The 20,512-nt window shown below is 70.5% G+C and carries 21 protein-coding genes and 1 pseudogene; 9 read left to right on the top strand and 13 right to left on the bottom strand.

Features of this window, described 5'->3' with window-relative positions; all coding sequences use genetic code 11:
* Position 1: 1 nt before the first annotated feature.
* Positions 2–1,585 (bottom strand): ABC transporter substrate-binding protein, encoded by a 1,584-nt coding sequence (locus AB0E24_RS30945; RefSeq protein WP_069868412.1) that lies wholly within the window; start codon positions 1,583–1,585, stop codon positions 2–4.
* 130 nt (positions 1,586–1,715) lie between these two features.
* Here AB0E24_RS30945 and AB0E24_RS30950 point away from each other — a divergent pair, with 130 nt between their 5' ends.
* From AB0E24_RS30950 to AB0E24_RS30960, 3 genes are read left to right on the top strand one after another with little or no spacing between them, the layout of a single operon-like run.
* A complete protein-coding gene (locus AB0E24_RS30950) occupies positions 1,716–1,943 on the top strand; it encodes a hypothetical protein (protein ID WP_069868410.1) in 228 nt (75 codons plus the stop codon).
* A complete protein-coding gene (pdxA, locus tag AB0E24_RS30955) occupies positions 1,940–2,944 on the top strand; it encodes a 4-hydroxythreonine-4-phosphate dehydrogenase PdxA (protein ID WP_231981120.1) in 1,005 nt (334 codons plus the stop codon). The genes AB0E24_RS30950 and pdxA overlap by 4 nt, the downstream gene beginning before the upstream one ends.
* Entirely contained in the window at positions 2,941–3,756 is an 816-nt protein-coding gene (locus tag AB0E24_RS30960) for a DeoR/GlpR family DNA-binding transcription regulator (protein ID WP_174884194.1), read from the top strand. The genes pdxA and AB0E24_RS30960 overlap by 4 nt, the downstream gene beginning before the upstream one ends.
* A 42-nt stretch (positions 3,757–3,798) precedes the next feature.
* Here the strand turns inward: AB0E24_RS30960 and AB0E24_RS30965 are convergent, their stop codons facing one another.
* From AB0E24_RS30965 to AB0E24_RS30975, 3 genes and pseudogenes are all read right to left on the bottom strand, one after another.
* A complete protein-coding gene (locus AB0E24_RS30965) occupies positions 3,799–4,674 on the bottom strand; it encodes a universal stress protein (RefSeq protein WP_102936143.1) in 876 nt (291 codons plus the stop codon).
* A 73-nt stretch (positions 4,675–4,747) separates the two neighbouring features.
* Positions 4,748–5,113, bottom strand: a complete 366-nt coding sequence (locus tag AB0E24_RS30970) for a universal stress protein (RefSeq protein WP_359381942.1) — start codon at positions 5,111–5,113, stop codon at positions 4,748–4,750.
* A gap of 185 nt (positions 5,114–5,298) precedes the next feature.
* Positions 5,299–5,601, bottom strand: a pseudogene (locus AB0E24_RS30975) (universal stress protein); the annotation flags it as partial.
* Positions 5,602–5,963: 362 nt separating this feature from the next.
* Here AB0E24_RS30975 and AB0E24_RS30980 point away from each other — a divergent pair.
* Positions 5,964–6,710 carry a CBS domain-containing protein gene (locus tag AB0E24_RS30980; protein ID WP_359381945.1) on the top strand — a complete coding sequence of 249 codons (747 nt, stop codon included), beginning with the start codon at positions 5,964–5,966 and terminating at the stop codon, positions 6,708–6,710.
* Positions 6,711–6,782: 72 nt separating this feature from the next.
* Here the strand turns inward: AB0E24_RS30980 and AB0E24_RS30985 are convergent, their stop codons facing one another.
* The 3 genes from AB0E24_RS30985 to AB0E24_RS30995 all read right to left on the bottom strand — a co-directional run bounded on the left by AB0E24_RS30985 (position 6,783) and on the right by AB0E24_RS30995 (position 9,881).
* The gene (locus AB0E24_RS30985) at positions 6,783–6,986 is read right to left on the bottom strand and encodes a ferredoxin (RefSeq protein WP_069868397.1); all 204 of its coding nucleotides are present in this window, start codon (positions 6,984–6,986) and stop codon (positions 6,783–6,785) included.
* A 64-nt stretch (positions 6,987–7,050) separates the two neighbouring features.
* Complete coding sequence (locus AB0E24_RS30990) at positions 7,051–8,268, bottom strand: cytochrome P450 (protein ID WP_359381949.1); 1,218 nt, start codon at positions 8,266–8,268, stop codon at positions 7,051–7,053.
* A 119-nt stretch (positions 8,269–8,387) separates the two neighbouring features.
* On the bottom strand, positions 8,388–9,881 hold the full coding sequence (locus tag AB0E24_RS30995; RefSeq protein WP_069868393.1) for an MFS transporter: 1,494 nt from the start codon (positions 9,879–9,881) through the stop codon (positions 8,388–8,390).
* Positions 9,882–10,157: 276 nt separating this feature from the next.
* On the opposite strand from AB0E24_RS30995, the gene AB0E24_RS31000 reads away from it, so the two are divergent.
* Positions 10,158–10,829 (top strand): TetR/AcrR family transcriptional regulator, encoded by a 672-nt coding sequence (locus AB0E24_RS31000; RefSeq protein ID WP_359381953.1) that lies wholly within the window; start codon positions 10,158–10,160, stop codon positions 10,827–10,829.
* Positions 10,830–10,968: 139 nt separating this feature from the next.
* Here the strand turns inward: AB0E24_RS31000 and AB0E24_RS31005 are convergent, their stop codons facing one another.
* Positions 10,969–12,135 carry an amidase gene (locus AB0E24_RS31005; RefSeq protein ID WP_359381956.1) on the bottom strand — a complete coding sequence of 389 codons (1,167 nt, stop codon included), beginning with the start codon at positions 12,133–12,135 and terminating at the stop codon, positions 10,969–10,971.
* Entirely contained in the window at positions 12,128–12,703 is a 576-nt protein-coding gene (locus AB0E24_RS31010; protein ID WP_359381959.1) for a TetR/AcrR family transcriptional regulator, read from the bottom strand. The genes AB0E24_RS31005 and AB0E24_RS31010 overlap by 8 nt, the downstream gene beginning before the upstream one ends.
* 97 nt (positions 12,704–12,800) lie before the next feature.
* On the opposite strand from AB0E24_RS31010, the gene AB0E24_RS31015 reads away from it, so the two are divergent.
* Positions 12,801–13,727, top strand: coding sequence for an oxidoreductase (locus AB0E24_RS31015; RefSeq protein WP_359381961.1), 927 nt, complete (start codon positions 12,801–12,803; stop codon positions 13,725–13,727).
* Positions 13,728–13,797: 70 nt separating this feature from the next.
* On the opposite strand, the gene AB0E24_RS31020 is transcribed toward AB0E24_RS31015, so the two are convergent.
* The 3 genes from AB0E24_RS31020 to AB0E24_RS31030 all read right to left on the bottom strand — a co-directional run bounded on the left by AB0E24_RS31020 (position 13,798) and on the right by AB0E24_RS31030 (position 17,046).
* Positions 13,798–14,721, bottom strand: a complete 924-nt coding sequence (locus AB0E24_RS31020) for a GNAT family N-acetyltransferase (RefSeq protein WP_430541451.1) — start codon at positions 14,719–14,721, stop codon at positions 13,798–13,800.
* Between the two features lie 357 nt (positions 14,722–15,078).
* On the bottom strand, positions 15,079–16,251 hold the full coding sequence (locus AB0E24_RS31025) for a 4-hydroxybenzoate 3-monooxygenase (RefSeq protein WP_359381964.1): 1,173 nt from the start codon (positions 16,249–16,251) through the stop codon (positions 15,079–15,081).
* Between the two features lie 228 nt (positions 16,252–16,479).
* On the bottom strand, positions 16,480–17,046 hold the full coding sequence (locus tag AB0E24_RS31030; RefSeq protein WP_100804962.1) for a TetR family transcriptional regulator: 567 nt from the start codon (positions 17,044–17,046) through the stop codon (positions 16,480–16,482).
* Positions 17,047–17,148: 102 nt separating this feature from the next.
* Here AB0E24_RS31030 and budC point away from each other — a divergent pair, with 102 nt between their 5' ends.
* Together budC and AB0E24_RS31040 are read left to right on the top strand one after the other, a co-directional pair.
* Positions 17,149–17,919 (top strand): meso-2,3-butanediol dehydrogenase, encoded by a 771-nt coding sequence (gene budC / locus AB0E24_RS31035; RefSeq protein WP_359381968.1) that lies wholly within the window; start codon positions 17,149–17,151, stop codon positions 17,917–17,919.
* A 20-nt stretch (positions 17,920–17,939) separates the two neighbouring features.
* Positions 17,940–18,905, top strand: coding sequence for an alpha/beta hydrolase fold domain-containing protein (locus tag AB0E24_RS31040; RefSeq protein WP_359381971.1), 966 nt, complete (start codon positions 17,940–17,942; stop codon positions 18,903–18,905).
* Positions 18,906–19,078: 173 nt separating this feature from the next.
* On the opposite strand, the gene AB0E24_RS31045 is transcribed toward AB0E24_RS31040, so the two are convergent.
* On the bottom strand, positions 19,079–19,561 hold the full coding sequence (locus AB0E24_RS31045; protein WP_359381974.1) for a hypothetical protein: 483 nt from the start codon (positions 19,559–19,561) through the stop codon (positions 19,079–19,081).
* 301 nt (positions 19,562–19,862) lie between these two features.
* Between AB0E24_RS31045 and AB0E24_RS31050 the strand changes: the two genes are divergently transcribed.
* Positions 19,863–20,483 carry a DoxX family membrane protein gene (locus AB0E24_RS31050; RefSeq protein ID WP_069868373.1) on the top strand — a complete coding sequence of 207 codons (621 nt, stop codon included), beginning with the start codon at positions 19,863–19,865 and terminating at the stop codon, positions 20,481–20,483.
* The last annotated feature ends 29 nt before the right edge of the window (positions 20,484–20,512 follow it).

Below are 20,512 nucleotides of genomic sequence, written 5' to 3' on the forward strand. Positions count from 1 at the left end.
CTCACGCCTCCAGACCGATGCGCGCGAGCTGGTAGGAGTTGGTCGCTTCCAACGACACATCGGCGACGCGGGTCCGGTAGGCCAGCACCGAGTTCGGCACGAACGCCCACATGCTCGGCCACGAGTCCCACACCACCTGCTGGATGCGGGCGGTGGTCTTCTGCCGTCGCTCGGCGTCCACCTCGGCGTAGGCCTTGTCGAGCAGTGTGAGCACCTCGCGGTTGATATAGCCCTGGTAGGTGTCGCGGGTGCGTTCGCGTTCCGGTGTGCCGCCGTACATCCCTTGCAGGATCGGCAGCGCCGCACCGACGGGGGAGGCGTAACCGTTGCCGAGGATGTCCCAGTCGCCCGCCCGGCCCTGGCGCCACTCGGAGATGTTGCCGCCCGGCTCGAACTGCCGCAGCCTCACACGGACGCCGATATCGCCGAGCATCTGCACCACGGCCTCCATCACACTGGTGTCGCCCGCGAACTCGCCCGTCTCCCAGATCAGCGTGAGCCGCAGATCGCCGTCGGCGATGCCCTCGGCCTCCAGCATCTGCTTGGCCCGGCGGGGGTCGTAGTCGTAGGTGCCGCAGGGCACCGCGCCGTTGAGCGTCTGCGCCACCGGCCCGACAGCGGGCTGCGCGGAGCCGGCCAGGACCTCGTCGGCAAGCCGCTTGCCGTTCACGGCCAGCGAGAGTGCCTGGCGGACCGACGCCTTGGACAGCGGATGGCCGTCCGGCTTGCGGAAGTTGTAGAAGAGCTGGTTGATCCGGGTACCGCGGACCCGCTCGAACGCCACATCCGGCTGCCCGCTCAGCTGATCGGCCGAGTCGGGAGTGATGGTGTCAATGATGTCGATCTCACCCGAGCGGAGTCCCACCACCCGGTTGGACTCCTCGGGCACGAACCGCACCTGCACCTGCTTCACGCGCGCGGGCCTGCCCCAGTAGTTGTTGTTGCGGCGCAAGGTGTACTCGCCGGTGCCGCGGTTCGACGCGGTGACCACGTAGGGGCCGGAGCCGACGCCGGACTGGAGTTCCTCGGGCACGTTCGCCGAGGCGGGCGTCAGGAGGATGTTGGCCATCAGGTAGTCGAGCACCGGCAGCGGGCGCTTGGTCTCCAGCGTGAACGTTCGCTCGTCCACCGGTACGACCGTCGGCCACTCGGGGAAGAACCCGGCGATGTAGGAGCCGCTGACCTGCCGGTACATCGTGAGCGCGGTGCTGACGTCCTTGATGCGCACGGGGCTGCCGTCGGAGTAGCGGATGCCCTCACGCAGCCGCACCGTCCACTGCGTCGGGGCGGTGAGCTCGAATCGATCCGCGAGTACGGGCACCGGGGTGAGATCGGCACCGATCCGGGTCAGTCCCTGGCGCACCGCGCGCTGCACGGTGACCGCCGCGTCGAACTGATTGAGCTTGTTGTCGAGTGAGACGAGTGAACGGTTCAGTCCGAGGGTCACCGAACCGGGCGGCGGACCGCCCGTGGGACTCGCACAACCGGCAAGGCCGCCCATAGCCATCGCGCCTCCGGTGACGCTCAATGCCTTGAGCAGTGTTCGTCGGGATATCTGTGCCGTCTGTGGCGTTGCTGTCCGCATGTGGAACCCTCCGTTGCTCGTCGGCGCCTTCGCCGTAGGAGCACCTGTGGCTGCGCACTCTGGCACTCTTGCACGCAATGCGCAATGCCGATAGCGTGTTTCACGCAAAATGGGTCGTGGGGAGGTGTGCGTGAGATCCGCGGATTTCATGGGTTCAGCCTTGTGTGACGACCTCGGCGGCGCTGTGGGGACGGCTCTGGCCGTTGGCGCCGACACGGTTGAACTTGCGCGTTCCACGCGGAATTCGAGCGCGCAGGTGATCGACCTCATGGCCCGGCCCGGCGGCCACGGTGGCCCGGACAGCCCGCTCATGATCGCCGACCGGCTTCACCAGCCTGATCCTCAGGAGGAGCAGTGAAATCGCCCTTGCCCGTCATAGCCGTCACGATGGGGGACGGAGCCGGAATCGGCCCCGAGGTCGTGGTCGGCGCGCTCGCCGACGCGGCCGTGTACGAACGGTGCCGTCCCCTCGTCATCGGGGACGCCCGCCGGCTGCGCGAGGCCGCCCTGGCGCGAGGTGCGAGCGTCGAGGTGGCGGCCGTCGAATCGGTGGCACGGGCCCGGTTCACACCCGGCCGGATCGACGTCATCGACCTCGGTCTGCTACCCGACGGCCTGGAGTGGGGGAAACTGAGCCCGGCCGCGGGCGAAGCGGCCTACCAGTATGTGCGTGTCGCGGCCGAGCTCGCGGTCGCGCGCGAGGTGCAGGCCATCTGCACGGCGCCGTTGAACAAGGAGGCGCTGCACGCGGCCGGGCATATCTACCCCGGGCATACAGAGCTGCTCGCGGCGCTGACCGGTACCGAGGAGGTGTCGATGATGTTGTCGACACCCAAGGTCAAGGTCATCCACGTGACCACCCACATCGGCCTGATCGACGCCATCGCCAGGATTGATCCCGGCCTCGTCGAGCGGACCGTGCGTCGCGGCCACCAGGCAATGCGCGCCTCGGGAGTCGGCACGCCCGTCATCGGAGTCTGCGGGATCAACCCGCACGCCGGGGAGAACGGCCTGTTCGGCGCCGGTGAGGAGGAGACGAAGATCCAGCCCGCACTGGAGAAACTGCGCGCCGACGGTATCGACGCACGTGGCCCGCTGCCCGCCGACACCGCGTTCTTCCTCGCCGGCCGCGGAGACTACGACCTGATCGTGGCCATGTACCACGACCAGGGCCACGGGCCGGTGAAGGTGCTCGGCATCGAAGCGGGCGTCAACATCACCGTGGGGCTGCCCGTGATCCGCACATCGGTGGACCACGGCACCGCCTTCGATATCGCGGGAACCGGAGCGGCCGAGGTGGGCAGCATGATCGAGGCGCTGCGCCAGGCCGCGGACCTGGCGCCGGGTGCCACCGGATGAAGGGACACCGAGTGCCCCGCGACTCCGAACTCCGCAGGCAGGCCATTGTCCGGCTGGCCACCACCACGGGACTGACCAACGTGGAGGAGCTCTCCGCGCAATTCGGAGTCACCGCGTCGACCATCCGACGTGATCTCGCGCAGCTCGAAGGCGCGGGCGCCCTGGCCCGCACCTACGGCGGCGCGATGGCGCTCGTCGCACACCCCGAGGCCAGCCTCCGCCAGCGGGTCGGCGAGGAGTTCGAGGCAAAGCGGTCCATCGCGCGCTGGGCCGCGCGCCGGATCGGCGCGGGGGAGACGGTGCTGCTCGACGCCGGCACCACCACGGGCGCGCTCGCCCATGAGCTGCGGCACGGCCCCGAGCTGACCGTGGTGACCGCCGGTATGACGGCTTTGCAGGAGCTCGCCTCGGCCGACGGGGTGACCGTGGAGTGCCTTGGCGGCCACCTTCGGCCGCGGAGCCAGAGTTTCATCGGCCCCCTCGCCGAAACCGCACTGGAACGCCGCACCTTCGACCGGGTGTTCCTCGGCGCGGACGGGGTCACCGCGGAGGACGGCATCTGCGAGGCCGACATCCGGCAAACCCGGCTCAAGGAGCTGATGACGCGCCGCAGCGACCGTGTCTACCTGCTCGTGCATGCCACCAAGATCGGCCGTCGGCCGTTCCACGCCTGGGCTCCGATGCCTCCGAAGTGGACACTGGTCACCGACGACTCGGCCACCGACGCCGATCTCGACCCGTTCCGCGCCAAGGGGATCGATGTCGTGGTCACCGACGAGAACGGCGACGACATATCCGGCCGCCGGGGCTGACCGCGGCGGCCGAGGACCCGGCCCGGCGCCCGGAACCGGCTTTCAGTCATGCGGTACGACGGCCACCGGCACGGTGGAGTGGTGGAGCACCGCGTTGGTGACGGGGCCGATATGCGTGCCCAGGGCGGAACGGCGCGTCCGGCGGCCGACCACCAGCAGTCCGGCCCCGGACGCGGCCCGCAGCACCGACCCGGCCACGAACGCGAGATCGATCGTGCGTTCCACCGTGACCCGCGGGTACTTCTCCCGCCACGGTTCCAGGGCCTTGTCGAGTTCCCGGTTCAGCCGGCCCTCCAGATCACCGTCCAGGTAGCCGATGGGTCCCGCGGCGATGCCGTACCCGTAGTCGGACGCCGGCAGCTTGCAGACGTGCACGGCGCGCAACGTCGACCCGCGTGCGGACGCCGCGGCGAAGGCGAAGTCCAGCAGCGACCCGGGGGCTTTCGCCAGGTTGCTGAGCGCGACGGCGACCTCGTCGCCGGGCAGCTCGGTGGCGGACTGCTCATTCGCCCGCACCATCACCACCGGGCATGTCGCCCGGGCGAGGACCTGCTGGCCGACGGAGCCGAGCAGGAAACCGGCCAGGCCGCTGAGCCCGCGCGAGCCGAGCACCAGCATCTCGGCGCTCTCCGCCCGTTCCAGCAGCGCCGTGACGGCCGTGGCGGGTACCTGCTCGGCGGTGAGCGGAAGGTCCGGGTAGTGGCCCCTCAGCTCCTTCTCGGCGTCGCGCAGGATGCGCCGCGCCCAGTGCCTCACGGTGTCCTCGCTGTCCGGGGCGGGCACATCGACGGGTTGCCAGAGCCACGCGTGCACCAGGTGCAGCGGCAGTTCGCGGCGCAGGGCCTCACGGGCGGCCCAGTTGGCCGCGGCGAAACTCTCGGGGGAGCCGTCGAGCCCGACGACGACGGGGCGAAGCATGACAGGTACCTCCGTGTGTAAGGGGGTGGGCAGCGGGTGTTCCGCGCCGGGCGGATTCATCGCTCGGCGGTCGTCAGCCGTGCGCGATCACCGCCACCGGCGCGGGGGAGCGGTGCAGTACGGAGTGGGTGACCGGACCGATGCGCGGGCCGGTCCTGGGACCGCGGGTGAAGCGGCCGACGACCACCAGCGCGGCGTCGGCCGAGGCGTCCACCAGGTGCTCCGCGGGGCGGCCGGCCACGATCTGCTGGCTCACCTCGACGCCGGGGAACTTCGTCCGCCAGGGGCGGAGTACGTCGGTCAGCTCGCTCGCGACCTGAGCCGACCGCCCGGTGTCGAAGGGGGCCGTATAGCCGGAGGCGGAGGGTGGGCTCCATGCGTGGATGACGCGCAGTGCCACTGCCTGCCGGGCGGCGGCGCCGAACGCGAACTCGAGCACTTCCGCGGCGGGCCGCCGAAGGTCGAGCCCCAGTACGATATCGCCGTGCGCGCGGGGCCGGGATGCGGTGGCGGCCGAGCCGGTCCGGTGTTCGTCCTCGTCGGCCGCACCGGCCCGGACCAGGACGACGGGGAGCCGACCAGAATGCCGGTCACCCTGCTCAGGCCCCGGGAGCCGAGCACCAGCAGCTCGGAGCTCTCGGTGGCCGCCAGCAGCGAGGGCACCGGTTCCCGGGCGACCTGTTCATGGACGATCCGCAGATCCGGGTGGTCACGCCGCAGCCGCGCCGCGGTGTCGCGCGGCAGGCGCTCGGCCCACCGGGTCAGCGATGCGGTTCCGGTGAGTGGCGCGTAGGTGAACGAGTGCCAGTCCAGCGCGTGGACGAGGCGCAGTGGCAGTTCGCGGCGCAGGGCCTCGCGGGCCGCCCAGTCGGCCGCGGCGAAGCTCTCGGGCGAACCGTCCAGGCCGACGGTGACGGTACGGGGCATGGTGCGGACCTCCTTCGGGGACGCGCTTCCACCATCTCGGCGCGGAGGGCGGGGCGGGATGGGCCCCAGGTCCCATGGACTCGGCCGACCGGCCCCATGTCCGTGTCCGCCCGACCACGCGCGGACGGACACGGACAGGGGGCCAAGTCGGTACGGACGACTCCGCCTTCCCGGAGGGGGCGGAGTCCGCCACCCGAGCCGAGCCGACCCGGGCCGCGCCGGACTTGTGGGCCGGTCGGCGCCCCGGCGGGGCCCGTCGACCCACGCCGGGTGCCGCGCCACCAGCCCACAGTGGAGAGGAGAGGAGGCCGAGCCCGGCCTCCGCTTTCCATGTTCTTCCGGAAGGGAACCGTGGTGCGGCGATGACACACCGAACCGTGGGGCAGGTCATGACGACGGCCGTCGTCCATGTGCGGCCTGACGCGTCGTTCAAGGAGATCCTCAACGTGCTCGTCGAGCACGATCTCACCGCCGTGCCCGTACTCGACGATCGGAACAGGCCGCTGGGGGTGGTCTCCGATGCCGATCTGCTGAGCGACGCGGCGGGCAAGGACGTCCCGGGCGGCTGGGCGCTCACCGCGCGGCCGTCGCCGGACGCCGAGCGCGACAGCCGGGTGAAGGACGCGGCCGGACTCATGAGGAGCCCCGCCGTATGCGCCGCACCGGAGTGGACGGTGTGCGAGGCCGCCCGGGTGATGGGCCGACGGGGTGTCGACCATCTCGTGGTGGTCGACGAGGCCGGGCGTACGGTGGGCATCGTCGGCCGCGGCGACCTGCTCCGGGGCTTCCTCCGCCGCGACCGGGCGATCGCCGAGGACATCCGGCGCGAGGTGATGGCCCGTTCGCTGGGCTTGCCCCGGGACGCGCTCGAGGTGCGGGTCGACGAGGGAGAGGTGTCCCTCAGCGGCGTCGTGGAGCGCAGGAGTACGGCTTCCGTCCTGGTGCGACTGTGCGGGGACCTCGAAGGCGTGGTCGCGGTCACCGACCGGCTCGGATACCGCGCCGACGACACCCATCCGGCCGTGGCCACCGGCGTCCGTACGGAACGGGCGGCAGGAAGCCGGTGCGGCCATCGCGGGGTGGATACGGCTTCCCGTGACGGCGGCTGATCACCCGCACCGCCCCTTGTGCGGGGCGGTGCGGGCATGCGCGCCGCTCGACGCGCGGCGCGGAACCACGTCCTACGACGGATCCTCGTCGAGTGTGATCGCGGCCGCGGGGCACACGGCCGCCGCTTCCCGGACGTCGGACCGCTGGTCCTCGGCGGGCTCGGGGGTGAGCAGGACGACGATGCCGTCCTCATCCCGCTGGTCGAACACCTCCGGTGCGATCAGCACGCACTGACCGGCGCCACAGCACTTGGCCTCGTCCACATGGACCTTCATGTCATTTCTCGCTTTCCGCGGTCGTGTCCCGCTCGTCTCGTCGGCGGAGTGTTTCCGGGGTGGCTCACCAGCCCACGGGCACCGTGCGCAGGCCGCCGACGAGCAGACCCTCGACACGCTGCAACTGCTGTGCGGGCACGGTCAGATGGAGTGTCGGCAGCTTCCGCAGCAGGACGTCGAGGACGACCTGGAGTTCGGAGCGGGCCAGGGTCTGGCCGAGACAGGAATGCGGCCCCGCGCCGAAGGTCAGATGCGGATTCGGGGAGCGGCCGAGGTCCATCTCGTCCGGATCGGCGAAGACCCGCTCATCACGGTTGGCGGCCGGCATGCTACAGATCACGGTGGTCCCGCCGGGCAGGATCCGGCCGTCCAGGTCGACGTCCTCACCGAGGTAGCGGCGCAGCCCGAAGCCCAGGTTGGCGTCGAAGCGCAGCGCTTCGTCCACCGCGGTGCGCACCAGGGAGGGGTCGGCCAGCAGCCGCTCCCACCGGGTGCGGTCGGCGAGCAGCATCGAGACCATCTTGCCGATCATGTTCGCGGTGGTCTCGTGCCCGGCGACGAGCAGCGCCACCCCGGTGTGCAGCAACTGGTCGTCGGACAGCCCCTCGCCCTCTTCCGCGCTCTCCGCGATCAGCATGCTGAGCAGGTCCTCGCCCGGCTCGGTGTGCTTGGCCGCGATGAGCGCGGCCATGTACTGGTTGAGCTCGGTGTGCGCGGCCCGGGTCTCCTCCGTCGTATAGCGGGAGACGTTCAGAAACGCGTCGGACCAGTAGGAGAAGCGGTCCCGGTCCTCGGCGGGCACGCCCAGGAGATCGCAGATCACATAGACCGGGAACGGGAAGCCGACCGCGGCCTTGAGGTCCGCGGGCTGTCCGTGCTCGACCATGTCCTCCACGAGGGACTCCGCGATGCTCACCATGCCGGGGCGCAGCGCCGTCATGCGCTTGGCGGTGAGGTACTTGCCCACCTGCCGTCGCCACCGCTGATGGGGCTCACCCCGGTCGGGGATGGCGAGCGAGGTGTCGCCGTTGGCCGCCGGGCCGCCCGCGCCGTCGGGGGCGATCCGGGCGGCGTTGTCCGTGGCGGTCGGGCGGCTGAAACGGGCGTCGGACAGCAGGCTTTTGACGTCGTCGTAGCGGGTCAGATAGGTGGCCTTGTCACCGCTCGGGAGCTCGGCGGTGGCCATCGGGCACCGCTCGCGCAGCCGCTGCCACTCGGCCGGGGGATCCAGCGGGCCGTCGCCGGTCAGCGGCAGACGGATGTCCGGGTCGTGTCGGCTCATATGAGACCTCCTGGTGGGGGTTGGGTGTTCCGGTCCGAGGACGCGGGTCACCTCCGGGCGCCGGGGCGCGGTGGCCTGCGCCGGGGGAGGGGCACGGGGCCGTCGATGGTTACGGGGCGCTAGACCTTGGGGGCGGGCACATCCACGAGCGCGGACGGCTCGGCGGTCTCGTGGACGGCCGGGTCCGCGGTGGGCAGCGGACGCCGGCGGGGGATGAACGAGGCCACCACGAACGAGAGGAGGGAGGCTCCGGCGCCGATGGCCATGACGATCTTGAAGCTGTTCTCCGAGGGCAGTGCGTGGCCCGCGAAGTCGGTGGTCAGCTGCGCCAGGATGACCCCGGCGACCGCGCTGGCGGTGGAGGTGCCGATGGAGCGCATCAGGGTGTTGAGGCTGTTGGCGGCGGCCGTCTCGGAGGGATCCACCGCGCCCATGATCAGCGAGGGCATCGCACCGTAGGCGAAGCCCACCCCGGCGCCGATGACGCAGGACACCAGGACGAGCTGCCACACCTGGGACATCATCACGATGTTCAGGCCGTATCCGGCCGCCACTATCAGGGCTCCGGCCATCAGGGTGGTCTTCGGCCCCTTGGCGGCGGAAAGGGCCGCGGACACCGGCGCGCAGGCCATCATCACCAGGCCCTGCGGGGCCATGACCAGGCCGACGGTCAGCATCGACCTGCCCAGCCCGTAGCCGGTCGCCTCGGGCAGTTGCAGGAGCTGCGGAAGGACGAGGGACATCGCGAACATCGAGAAGCCGAAGGACATCGAGGCGATGTTGGTCACCAGCACCTGGCGGCGGGCGGTGGTGCGCAGGTCGACCAGAGGTGCGGCGATCCGCAGCTCGAAGAAGCCCCAACCCACCAGCACGACGACGGCCGCGGCGAACAGGCCGAGCGTGGTGCCGCTGCCCCAGCCCCAGTCGGCGCCCTTGGAGATCGCCAGCAGCAGACACACCAGACCCACGGCCATCCCGACGGCGCCCACCGCGTCGAACCGGCCGCCCGTGCGGACCTCGGACTCCGGGACGAGGGCGAAGACCAGACAGGTGCCGAGGGCGCCGATGGCGGCCGAGACCCAGAACAGCGTGTGCCAGTGGAAGTTGTCGGCGATGAACGCGGCGGCGGGCAGGCCGAGGGCGCCACCGATACCGAGGGACGCGCTCATCATGGCGGTGGCGGTGCCGAGCCGTTCGGCCGGCAGCTCATCGCGCATGATGCTGATGCCGAGCGGGATGACACCGGCGGCCAGGCCCTGGAGCACCCGCCCGACGATCATCGACGTCAGGGAGTCGGACAGCGCGCACAGCACGGCCCCGGCCACCAGCAGGACCAGGCTGAGGAGCAGCATGCGGCGCTTGCCGTACATATCGCCGAGGCGGCCGACGACCGGGGTGGCGACCGCGGCGGCCAGCAGGGTGGCGGTGATCGCCCAGGCGGCGTCCGCGGCGTCGGCGTGCAGCAGTGTCGGCAGCTCGGGGACGATCGGGATCACCACGGTCTGCATCAGCGAGACCACGATCCCGGCGAAGGCCAGCACCGCCACGACGAGGTTCGGTTTCGGCGGCGCGGGCTCTCCGCTTCTGACGGGCTGGGCGAGGGCGTCGGGCATGGCGAGGGGCCTCCGAATGGCGGGAATGGCGGACCGCCTGGCCATTGGCGCGCTTCGGACGGTCCTCCGACTGGGCTGAATTTAACTCAGTCGATTGATTTAAATCGACTGTAGCAGAGCCCTCGGACGCGGTGGAGCATGCTGGCGATCAGCCCACGGTGTCCCTGGTCAGTAGGCTGGTCGTGCTCTCCTCCCGCCGTCCCGGTGGAGGACCCGCGACGGTTTCGGGACCGGCCGTCGCGGATGCGGTACGCGGTCCCGGTGAGGTGGCGGACGATGTCGGGCAGAGGGGTCCGGGAGGCGCAGGTCGAGGCGACCCGGGCGGCGATCCTGGACGCCGCGGAACGGCTGTTCGCCGAGCACGGGGTGCATACGGTCTCCAACCGTCAGATCAGCATCGCCGCGGGGCAGGGGAACACCGCCGCTGTCGGCTACCACTTCGGCACCAAGACCGACCTGGTCCGGGCGATCGCCGGCCGGCACGCGAAGGCCATCGCGGAGATCCGCGACCGGGTGCTGGCCGAGGCCGGCGACTTCACCTGCGTCCGCGACTGGGCGGCCTGCACGGTGCGTCCCGTCACCGAGCACATGGCCGCCCTGGGGAGCCCCTCCTGGTTCGCCCGGTTCAACGCCCAGGTGTCGGCCGACCCGGCGCTTTTCGAGGTGATGATGAATGAAGACGACCTCGTCTCCGCGTCACGGGAGCAGTTGCGGAACGTCCTCGACCGGTTCCTTCCGGATCTGCCGCACCAGGTGACCGCCGTACGGGTGCTGATGGCCCGTCACCTGATCGTGCAGATGTGTGTCGAGACCGAGCGGGCCCTCGCGGAGGGCTCTGCCACGGCCCGTCTCAACTGGGAGGACACCGCCTCCGACCTGGCCGACGCGATCACCGCCCTGTGGGAGGCGCCGGTCACGCGGCACCCGGGGGACGCGGCGAGCAAGTGAAGACCGACAGGCTGGTAGCCGTGTGCGCGAGCGCCGCCCGGTCGTCCAGTGGACCGCGGCCGGGGTGCGGGGCCGTGGCCCCGCCGCCACGCGGGCCCTTCGGCCTGGCCCCGGCGGTGGCTGTCGAGCCGCGCGTATATCAGCGGCGGCGGCCGGAGGTCTCGGCGAGCGCGAGCAGGTCTGCCTCACGGCCGTGCCGGGCGATGAACTGCAAGCCGACCACGTCGCCTGCGGGGGTGCGCCCGGCGGGAAGGGAGACGGCGGGATGGCCGGTGATGTTGAACGCCCAGGTCAGGGCCACGCTCATGCGGTTGCCCGGCCCGCTGTGGCCATGGGGCGGGTGCGGGGTGGTGGGGGTGGCCAGCACGTCGTAAGCGCCGAACAGAGCGTCCACGGCGGTGTGCAGCTCGCGGCGGACGGCCTCGACCTGTTCGGCTGGGGCGGCTCGGTGGCCGCGCAACGCCATCCAGCACGGCGCTGGATCGGGCAGACGGATGTCCGGCTCGTCCACGAGCAGTCGGTCCGCGCCGAACGCGGTGCCCACGAAGGAGCGGACGCGAGCGGCGACCTCGGGGTCGGTGTCGGCGATGCCCAGCGTGGCGGACCAGGCTGCGCGCAGCGGGCGCCGAACCGGCGTACCCGTGCCTGCGTCGGCACCGGCGAGAGCCTTGAAGGCGGCGCGCAGGTCCTGGGCGTCGCGGGCGAGAGGTCCGGCGATGTTCAGCCCGGCGGCGTCGCGGGCGGGCACGGTGCCGTTGGTGGGCTTGAGCCCGTAGACGGCGCACCAGGCCGCCGGGATGCGCACCGAGCCGGCGCCGTCGCTTCCCGTGGCGAGCGGCACCATGCCGGAGGCGACCGCGGCCGCCGATCCGGCGGATGAACCACCCGGGCTCCAGGCCGGGTTGAGCGGATTGAGGGTCGGCCCGCGATCGGTGTGCCCCCAGGTCTGCCAGCCGGCGGCGTTGGAGACCACAGGAACCGAGGTCGCCCCGACGGGAACGCAGCCCGCTTCGATCATTCGCTGTGACTGGACGCTGCCCGTGCCTTCCCCGGCCTTGATGCCGATCGGGACTCCGGCCAGCGGAAGCCGCTCTCCGGCCTCGACGCGGGCCTGTACCTCGGCCGCGTGGGCGCGGGCCGTATCCGCCCACACCTCGGTGAAGGCCCGAACGCCCGCGTCGCGCTCGGCGATGGCGTGCAGGGCCGCTTCGGTCATGGCCTGTGCGGTGCCGCGGCCCTCGCGGACCAGCGAGGCGATCTCGCACGCGGACAGCTCCGCCCACCGGGCCGTGGCGATATCAGCCATCAGCGGGCTCTTGTGGGGTGATGAGGCGGCGCACGGCGTCGGTGATCATGGTGCGCCGCTGCTCGGGAGCGACCACATGACGCACGTCCTCCGTGTGCTGCTGCCACATGTTCGCCAGCGCAAGCACCAGGGCGAGGATCTCCCCGGCCGGCTTGTCCCGCGTGACGCTGCCGCGCCGCTGTGCCGCCTCGATGGCCGCGATCTTGTCTGCCATCGAGCGGGCGACGATCTCGGGCATGGCGCGTTCGGCGCGCTCCAGCGCATACCACGACAGAAAACGCATGACCTGTGGATGCTGCGCGGCGGCATCGTGCAGGCGGCCCGCATAGCCGGGCAGGTCGTCGGCGTCGATGGGAACCGCGCCCACCGTCTGCTCGACGATCGCCTCATAGACGGCCTCGAACAGGCCCTCCTTACCGGCGAAGAATGAATACACCAGGCCAGGGCTGATGCCGGCCCGCTTGGCGAGACGGTCCACACGAGCCCCCGCCACCCCGTACTCGGCGAACTCCGCCAGGGCCGCTTCCATCAGCTGCTGACGCTTGCGGTCAGGATCACGCGTTGCCATGGCCCCACCCTCGCGTAATGAACGTTCATTTGACAAACGGCCGCGCCGCCACCCATGCTGAGGCTAGTAAATGAACATTCATTTAGGAAGGTATCCCATGGCCGTCCCCCGCTGGACCCCCGCCGACATCCCCTCGCTCGGCGGCCGTACCGCCCTCATCACCGGCGCCAACAGCGGCATCGGCTACCGCACCGCCCAGGTCCTGGCCGAACGCGGCGCCCGTATCCTGCTCGCAGGGCGCCGCCCCGCCTCGCTGGCCGAGGCCGCCCGCCGCCTGCGCGCCGACGTACCCGGCGCCCAGCTTGAGACCGTGGAGCTCGACCTCGGCGATCTATCCGCGATCCGCGATGCGGCCGCCCCGCTCGCCGCGACCGAGACCCTTGACCTCCTCATCAACAACGCCGGCGTCATGGACGTCCCCGAGCGCCGCACCACCAGCGACGGCCTCGAACTCACCGTCGGCACCAACCACTTCGGACACTTCGCCCTGACCGCCCACCTCATGCCCGCCCTGGCACGCTCCACGGCCGCCCGCGTCGTCACCGTCAGCGCCATCGCCGCCACCTGGCGCTCCGGTGACCTCGACGATCTGATGAGCGAACGCCACTACCGCCCCATGGGTGCCTACGCCAAGTCCAAGCGCGCCAATGTCGTCTTCACCCGGGAACTCGCCCGCCGCCTCGACGGCACCGCGCACCGCGCCCTGGTCGTCCACCCGGGCTCGGCCGTCACCAACTTGCAGCGCCACACCTCCAGCGGACGGATGGGTCGCCTGTTCGTCGCCCTCGCCGCCCGCACTCTGATGGGCACCGCCGACGGCGCCGCCTGGCCCTCTCTGTATGCCGCGACCCACCCCGAGGCCGTCAGCGGCACCTTCATCGGCCCCGCCGGACGCGACCAGACCTCCGGCACCCCCAAGCCGGTGCCCCTGCCCGCCCGGGCCGACAGCCCGGACCAGGGCGCCTGGCTGTGGCGCGAAAGCGAGCGGCTGACCGGCGTCCCGTTCCCCGCCTTGCAGACCTGACCGATCGGCTGCCTTGCACCACGCCCGCGCAAACGGCCACCGCACCACCGCACACCCGCGGCCTTCTGGGTCAGCTCCAGGTCATGGTGATCTGGCGTTCGAAAATGACGTACCCGACGCGCTGGAAGGCGTTCGCCATGGGAGTGTTGCCGAGGTCTGTGGCCGCCCGGATGCGCGGGACGTCCTGTGCGATGAGGATACGGGTGCCTTCGGCGAGGATCTCGTCGATGTAGCCGTTGCCCCGGTGTTCGGGCAGTACGGCGAGGTAGCCGATGACGGGGTTGTAGTCATTGCGGGCCGGGGTGACGAACCCGACCGGCTCGCCGTCCGGCAGTGTCGCGATCCGCCACCAGTCCCGTGGGCTCCGAAAGTGCGCGAGTTCGTCCTCATAGTGTCTGATCGCCGCTTCGCGGGCGGACATCCGGGTCAGGTCGTCCCTGCTGTGCGCGTCCAGCGTTCCATCCAGGACCAGCGTCATCAGGGCGAGGATTTCCTCGGTGCCGCGGACCGGCCGGAACGCCAGTCGCTGTCTCGGCGTGGGGAGTGGCGTCCCGGGACGCCACTCCAAGCGCAGCCGTTCGACGAGCAGGCGGGCGCCGGTTCGCTCCAGGGCGAGCATGCGGTCCTCGACGACATGCCTGGCCATGTCGTCCTCGCGCCAATCGGATGGGACGACACGGTTGTACTCGGGTGGACGGGTGTTTGCGGGGATGACTTCGGCCAATGCGGTCTGGAGCAACCGCACGCCGATGTCCACGCGATCGCGATCCGGGCTGCTGTCGTCGATGTCGAAGATGTCCAAAAGGAAGGGTGTGTCATCTCCCGGCCGGCCCCACCATGCGGCCCTGGCCAGCAGACGCTCGCCGTGAAGGGCGACCCACATCCATTCCGGACGTCGGCGCCCGGTGGCAAGGTCGTCCGCCAGTTCCTCGTTGAGGGTGTAGGGCAGTTGGGAGAAGAGGCCGAGTTCTTCGCATCCGGTGATCGGACGCATGGTCAGTTCGTTCTGATTCACGGTCACGGCACGCTCCGGTGAAGGCGCCCGTCCGCTCCGGGGTCAGATGTGGTCCGCACCCCGGGAGGGCACAAGCGCGATGGTCATGGCGATCATGGGCTTATCCCTCCTCTCGCTGTCATGGCCCCTCACCCTCGTGGCGGGGGTTCCGCCGTAACGTCTATCCAAGCGCGGCCCCGTCCGCAAACCCTTTTCGATGACACCGTCGTTACCGCCCAGCGGAGCAGCCGCCCACACGCGGGCGGACACCGACACCCGGCCACCGGGCGCGCGGCCGTTGACCGGGTCCTTGCCATGGTGACGGGTGCGGTGTCCGGTGAGATGGGATGCGCCGATTTACCGGGACGGGTGATTCGCCGGCAGCGGCTCCAGCATGGTTTCCAGGTTCTTTCGGGCGATCTGCTTGCGGAACTCCCCCTCGTAGGAGGTGTCACCGGAGTCATGCATCGTCTCGGTCATCTGGACCGCGGATGCCTGCCGCTCCCAAGTGTGGTTCAGACAGGTGTCGGAGTAGCTTTCGAGCAGAGTGGAATCGTGCTTCTCGGCCCACTGGATGACCGCCCGCGCAAGCACCTCGGCGTCGTGGAGGGCGAGGCTCATCCCTTGCGCGCTCATCGGGGAGATGAGGTGCGCCGCGTCCCCGAGAAGGTAGAGCCGGCCGTGGCTCATGGGGCTGAACACCACCCCGCGGAGCGGCACGACCTGCTTGCTCGTGATCGGGCCCTTGGGCGCCACGGGCCGGCCGAATCGAGCTTCCAGTTCGCTCCAGACGCGCTCGTCCGGCCATTGTCCGACGGTGTCGGTGAGCGGGCACTGAAGGTAGAGACGACTCGCGTTCGGGCCGCGAGTGATCTGTGCGGCGAAGCCGCGAGAGTGCACCGCCAGCACGGCCAGGGGATCCGCCGGCACCTCCGTCATGACGGTCAGCCAGGCGTACCCGAACTCATGGGTGGCGCAGGTGAGGACGTCGGCGGGGACGGCGGTCCTGCTGACGCCGTGGTAGCCGTCGCTGCCGGCGACGAAATCGCAGCTGAGGGTCTTCGTCGAGCCGGCGGCGTCCCGATACCGAACCAGAGGCTGCTCGGTGTCGATGTCCTGCGGCGAAACGTCTTCGGCCTCGAAGCGAAGGTCGCCGCCGTCGCGGAGGAAAACCTTGATGAGGTTCCGGACGAGGATCTGCTGGGGGCAGTACGCGCCGTCGACATCATCCGCGTCGTCGGAATCCATCCGCCACTCCCGCTTTTCGCCGTCGATCAGCAGCGGCAAACCCGCATCGGAGGAGCCGTGGCTGTAGCCCTCCACGACCTCGCCCACCCCCCACTCGTGCAGCACACGCACCCCGTCGGCGTCGAGAGAGCCGGCCCTTTGCCGCTGCTCCACGTATTCACGGCTGTGCTTCTCCAGGACGATGCAACCGATTCCCCTCCGCAGGAGGAAATTGCCGAGTGCCAGTCCGGCCACTCCGCCTCCAACGATAACGACGGTTGTGTCCTTGCCGGTTCGAGTCATCTGTTTCCGAGCTCCTTGCAGACAGCGGGGCCGAACGCGCCAGAGCGTGAACGACCGTGCCGCCCGGATGGGGCGGGCGCACCGACGACCACGATGGACCCGGCAGCCGACGCCGCCCACTGATGAATGTGCGCCGGATACCGAAAAGCCGCCAACCTGGTGTCAATCGACCCTGTCTCCCGCCCGGGATGATGGACGGGCTCGGATGGCGTGGCGGTCGACGCCCCGCTACTTGAGAGCCGCGGCGGCTAGGCGCAGTTCGCGAAACGCCTGGTCGAGCTGGTCATGGAGGGGAACGGATGGTTCCCGCATCCAGCGGTGGGTGGCGACGGCGAAGGTGTCCATGGCGACCTGGGCGCACAGGGGTGCGGTCCGGGGATTGACGCCCCGGGCCCGCAGGGCGTCGGTCAGCGCGTTCACCAGGAGGGCGCGCTTGGCCAGGGAGCGTTCCTGGAGGGCGGGAGTCTCGGCGATGAGCCGGACGCCGGGCTCGGTGAGTGGGCGGTTGCGTTCGAACAGGGGCACCGTCTCGTGGAAGGCGGCGCGCAGGGTCGGCAGCGGTTTCATGCCGTGCGGGACGGCGGCGACGGCCTGGACGAGCAGATCACGCAGTTCGGTTTCGCCGTCGAAGAGCATCTCGCGTTTATCGGCGAAGTGGCGGTAGAAGGTGCGCTCGGTCACGCCGGCGCGTGCCGCGATGGCTTCGACCGGCGTCTGGTCGAAGCCATGTTCGGTGAACAGTTCCAGCGCGGCCTGCCGAAGCCGCTGACGCACCGCTTCCCCGCTTCTTGGCATGAATCGACCCTACCACTTTGCGTCAGTCCATGACGCGAGTTAGCGTCATACTCTGACACTAAAAACGTCAGTCTCTGACGCCAAAGATGAGGGGTCTCTCGCGTGGAACAGCGATTCGACGGGAAGACGGTGGTCGTCACCGGCGCCAGCTCCGGGATCGGGGTCGGCATCGCCAGGCGGTTCGCCCAAGAGGGAGCGAACGTGGTCCTCGCGGCACGGCGCAAGGACCGGCTGGACGCGTTCGCGGCCGAGCTCGGGACGGAACGAACGCTCGCCGTGGCCACCGATGTCACCAGCCAGGATGCGGTCCAGGCGATGATCGACGCCGCCGTGGACCGATTCGGGGGCCTGGATGTGCTGGTGTCCAACGCCGGTCTGGGCCTGGGCAAGGATTTCGAGGAGATGACCCTCGACGACTGGCGGCTCGTCATGAGGACCGATGTCGACAGCTGCTTCTTCGGGGCGCGGTCGGCGCTGCCGCACCTGAAGCGGACCCGGGGCAGCATCGTGCAGATCGCCTCGGCGTCCGGATTGGGAGGCGACCGGATGCTCTCCGCCTACAACGCGGCCAAGGGCGCCGTCGTGAATTTCACCCGCGGGCTCGCCCACGACCTCGGCCGGTTCGGCATCCGTGTGAACGCCGTAGCCCCCTCCTTGACCATCGGGGAGGAACACGCCGTCGATCACCCCGACGCCGGGAAGCTGATCGAGCGGTTCAACCAGCGGCGGGCACTGCCCGGGTACAGCACCCCGGCCGACATCGCCGGCTCGGTCGCCTTCCTCGCCTCCGACGATGCCCGCTTCATCACCGGGGCGATTCTGCCGGTCGACGGCGGCATCACCGCCGGCAGCGGCCAGCCTCCCCTGTTCTGATCCCGGAAAGGACCACGACGATGGCCTACGACATCGACCCCGAACTCGCCGCGGCACTGGCCGCCATGCCCAAGGGCCCCAACGGCGCCATGCTGGACTTCTCCGACATCCCCGCCCTCCGCGCGCGGATGGAGGCGGCCGGGGCCCAGCTCCCGGCCCCCGCCCCGGACCCGCGAGTCAAGATCGAGACGCTCGGCATCCCGCGCGAGGACGGGACCGCGCTCGACGTGGTGATGTTCCACCCCGGTGGCATCGACCGGCCCCGCCCGTCCCTTCTCTACTTCCACGCCGGTGGGCAGGTCCTCGGCAGCGCCCACGACCGCACCTCCCACGCGTACGCCGCGACCATGGCCCTGCGACTCGACATCGTGCTGGCCGTGGTCGACTATCGACTCGCGCCCGAAACCCGGGCCCCGGGAGCGGCCGAGGACGGCTACCTGGCCTTCACCCACCTCACCGAGCACGCGACCGAGCACCGGATCGCCCCGGACCGGATCGGGCTCGCCGGGGCGAGTGGCGGCGGGGCGCCCGCCACGGCCACCGCGCTCATGCTCCGCGACCGCGGGGACCGCCGGCCGCGGCTGCTGTCGCTGAACTACCCGATGCTCGACGATCGCAACGAGACCCCGTCCAGCCACGAGATCGTCGACCTCGGCATCTATGACCGCCGGGAGAACACGTACGCCTGGGCCGCCGTGCTGGGCGACCGCGCGGGCGCCCCCGATGTCCACCCGTACAGCGCGCCCGGCCGTGCCACCGATGTGACCGGCTTGCCGGACACCTTCATCGCCGTGGCCCAGTACGACGTCTTCCGCGACGAGAACATCGACTTCGCGCGGCGGCTGATCGCCGCCGGGGTCCCCGTCGACCTGCACCTCTACGCCCACGCCTACCACGCCTGGGACATATTCGCCCCGAACTCGGCCCTCGCCAGGACCTTCGAACAGACCTGGTACGACTACCTGCGCCGCCACCTCCACGGGTAGGGCGCTCCGACGACGCATCCGCTGACGAAGCCGAAGCCGAAGCGGCGGCGGGGCACGCCCTCCGCCGCCCCACCGGCACGGACGTGGCACCTCCGGTCGCCCGTCCGGACGGCCGGGCCGTGGGTGACACGGTCGGTCACGAGACGGTTGACCGGTCGAATCACCGGGAGTGCTCAAGCAATCCCGTGCTTGGCTCCCCGCGGCCAGATCACCTCGACATCGACCCCGTGACTGCGCGCGTAGGCCACCAGATGCGCCGTGACATCCCTTCCGTTGGACGGCGAGCCGTCCCATACCGCGAACACACGGGCGCAGTTGCGCAGCAAGCTCTCGTCCGCGCTCACACACGCGCCGCGGTCACCGGGGTCGAACTCCACCAGCCGCACCTGCTGCGACAGCAGCAGCAGTTCACCCGCGGCCTTGCGGTCGAGCTCGGCCAACTGCGCGGGCACACCGTTGCGCGACGGCAGGACCGTCACCAGGGCCAGCCCCGCCTTACGGGCGGCTCTTCCGAACGCCACCGGCAGCCCCTTTCCGGCGCGGACCAGACCGGCTCTGCCCGCACGGGCGAAGTCGCCCAGCCGTGACCGCAGTTCCTCCTCCATCAGCGCGAGCGTCGACGCGCTGAGATCGGGATGCCCTACGACAGCGATCATCCCTGACTGTCCTTTCTGCCCACCGTCCATTGGCCTGCTTGATCATCTCCGGCTCGGGCGCAGTGTGCCAGAGCCGTGCGGTAAAGAGGAAAGGGTCGGTCGGCCCTTGTGACGGCCGGAACACCGCCTTCGCGGGGCCCACGCCCTCGGCGGCGGATCGGGCGGCCGCGCCAACTGGCCCTGTAGGCAGGGCCGTCCAGCCCCATGGCCGCGGACTTTCGGCATCCGGCGCGACCGGGCCCGCAGGACGAGAGTGAGGGCAACGGGCAATGAGAAGACCCTAATCGAAGGGATCACCGCCATGGCCATAGACGAGCACCCGCACCGGAGTACGGGGTTCCACCTGCTTTTCCGCAGGAACCGGACGGGCTCCACGGCCGCCATGTCGGCAGACACCGTCACCCACGACGCGCGGGCCTACACCCTCGCCTCCCTGCGCCTGCTCACCGGGTTCGTCTTCCTGTGGGCGTTCCTGGACAAGACCTTCGGCTTCGGTTACGCGACCGCTTCCGGCAAGGGCTGGATCGACGGTGGGTCGCCGACGAGAGGGTTCCTCGGCTCCGTCGCCGTCGGGCCGATGGAGTCGACCTTCCATGCGTGGGCCGGTGACGCATGGGCGGACTGGCTGTTCATGCTGGGTCTGCTCGGCATCGGCGTGGCCGTCATGGCCGGTGTGGCGCTGCGGCCGGCCGCGGTGGCGGGCACGGTGATGATGGCGTTGATGTGGGCCGCCGAGTGGCCGCCGGCCAAGCATCTGTCGGACGGGTCGCCGAGTATGTCGTCGAATCCCTTCGTCGACTACCACGTCGTCTACGCGCTGGGGCTGATCGCCGTGGCGGCCGCGGGGGCGGGCACCACCTGGGGCCTGGGCCGCCTCTGGGCGCGGCTCCCGATCGTCCGCGACCACACCTGGCTGCGCTGATCCCATCGGCGCGACGGTCCCGCGTACCG

Origin of the sequence: Streptomyces malaysiensis subsp. malaysiensis (assembly GCF_040653035.1) — a bacterium.
GTDB classification, from domain to species: Bacteria; Actinomycetota; Actinomycetes; order Streptomycetales; family Streptomycetaceae; genus Streptomyces; species Streptomyces malaysiensis.

Coding starts and splice junctions, on each gene's coding strand:
- AB0E24_RS31020 (WP_430541451.1), bottom strand. CDS start 14,721: ATGCGTCCGATCACCGGATGCGAAGAACTCGGCCTCTTCTCCCAACTG.
- AB0E24_RS31030 (WP_100804962.1), bottom strand. CDS start 17,046: ATGCCAAGAAGCGGGGAAGCGGTGCGTCAGCGGCTTCGGCAGGCCGCG.
- AB0E24_RS31040 (WP_359381971.1), top strand. CDS start 17,940: ATGGCCTACGACATCGACCCCGAACTCGCCGCGGCACTGGCCGCCATG.
- AB0E24_RS30985 (WP_069868397.1), bottom strand. CDS start 6,986: ATGAAGGTCCATGTGGACGAGGCCAAGTGCTGTGGCGCCGGTCAGTGC.
- AB0E24_RS30960 (WP_174884194.1), top strand. CDS start 2,941: ATGAAGGGACACCGAGTGCCCCGCGACTCCGAACTCCGCAGGCAGGCC.
- AB0E24_RS30990 (WP_359381949.1), bottom strand. CDS start 8,268: ATGAGCCGACACGACCCGGACATCCGTCTGCCGCTGACCGGCGACGGC.
- AB0E24_RS30965 (WP_102936143.1), bottom strand. CDS start 4,674: ATGCTTCGCCCCGTCGTCGTCGGGCTCGACGGCTCCCCCGAGAGTTTC.
- AB0E24_RS31050 (WP_069868373.1), top strand. CDS start 19,863: ATGGCCATAGACGAGCACCCGCACCGGAGTACGGGGTTCCACCTGCTT.
- AB0E24_RS31045 (WP_359381974.1), bottom strand. CDS start 19,561: ATGATCGCTGTCGTAGGGCATCCCGATCTCAGCGCGTCGACGCTCGCG.
- AB0E24_RS30980 (WP_359381945.1), top strand. CDS start 5,964: ATGACACACCGAACCGTGGGGCAGGTCATGACGACGGCCGTCGTCCAT.
- AB0E24_RS30945 (WP_069868412.1), bottom strand. CDS start 1,585: ATGCGGACAGCAACGCCACAGACGGCACAGATATCCCGACGAACACTG.
- AB0E24_RS30995 (WP_069868393.1), bottom strand. CDS start 9,881: ATGCCCGACGCCCTCGCCCAGCCCGTCAGAAGCGGAGAGCCCGCGCCG.
- AB0E24_RS31015 (WP_359381961.1), top strand. CDS start 12,801: ATGGCCGTCCCCCGCTGGACCCCCGCCGACATCCCCTCGCTCGGCGGC.
- AB0E24_RS31025 (WP_359381964.1), bottom strand. CDS start 16,251: ATGACTCGAACCGGCAAGGACACAACCGTCGTTATCGTTGGAGGCGGA.
- AB0E24_RS31005 (WP_359381956.1), bottom strand. CDS start 12,135: ATGGCTGATATCGCCACGGCCCGGTGGGCGGAGCTGTCCGCGTGCGAG.
- AB0E24_RS31010 (WP_359381959.1), bottom strand. CDS start 12,703: ATGGCAACGCGTGATCCTGACCGCAAGCGTCAGCAGCTGATGGAAGCG.
- AB0E24_RS31000 (WP_359381953.1), top strand. CDS start 10,158: ATGTCGGGCAGAGGGGTCCGGGAGGCGCAGGTCGAGGCGACCCGGGCG.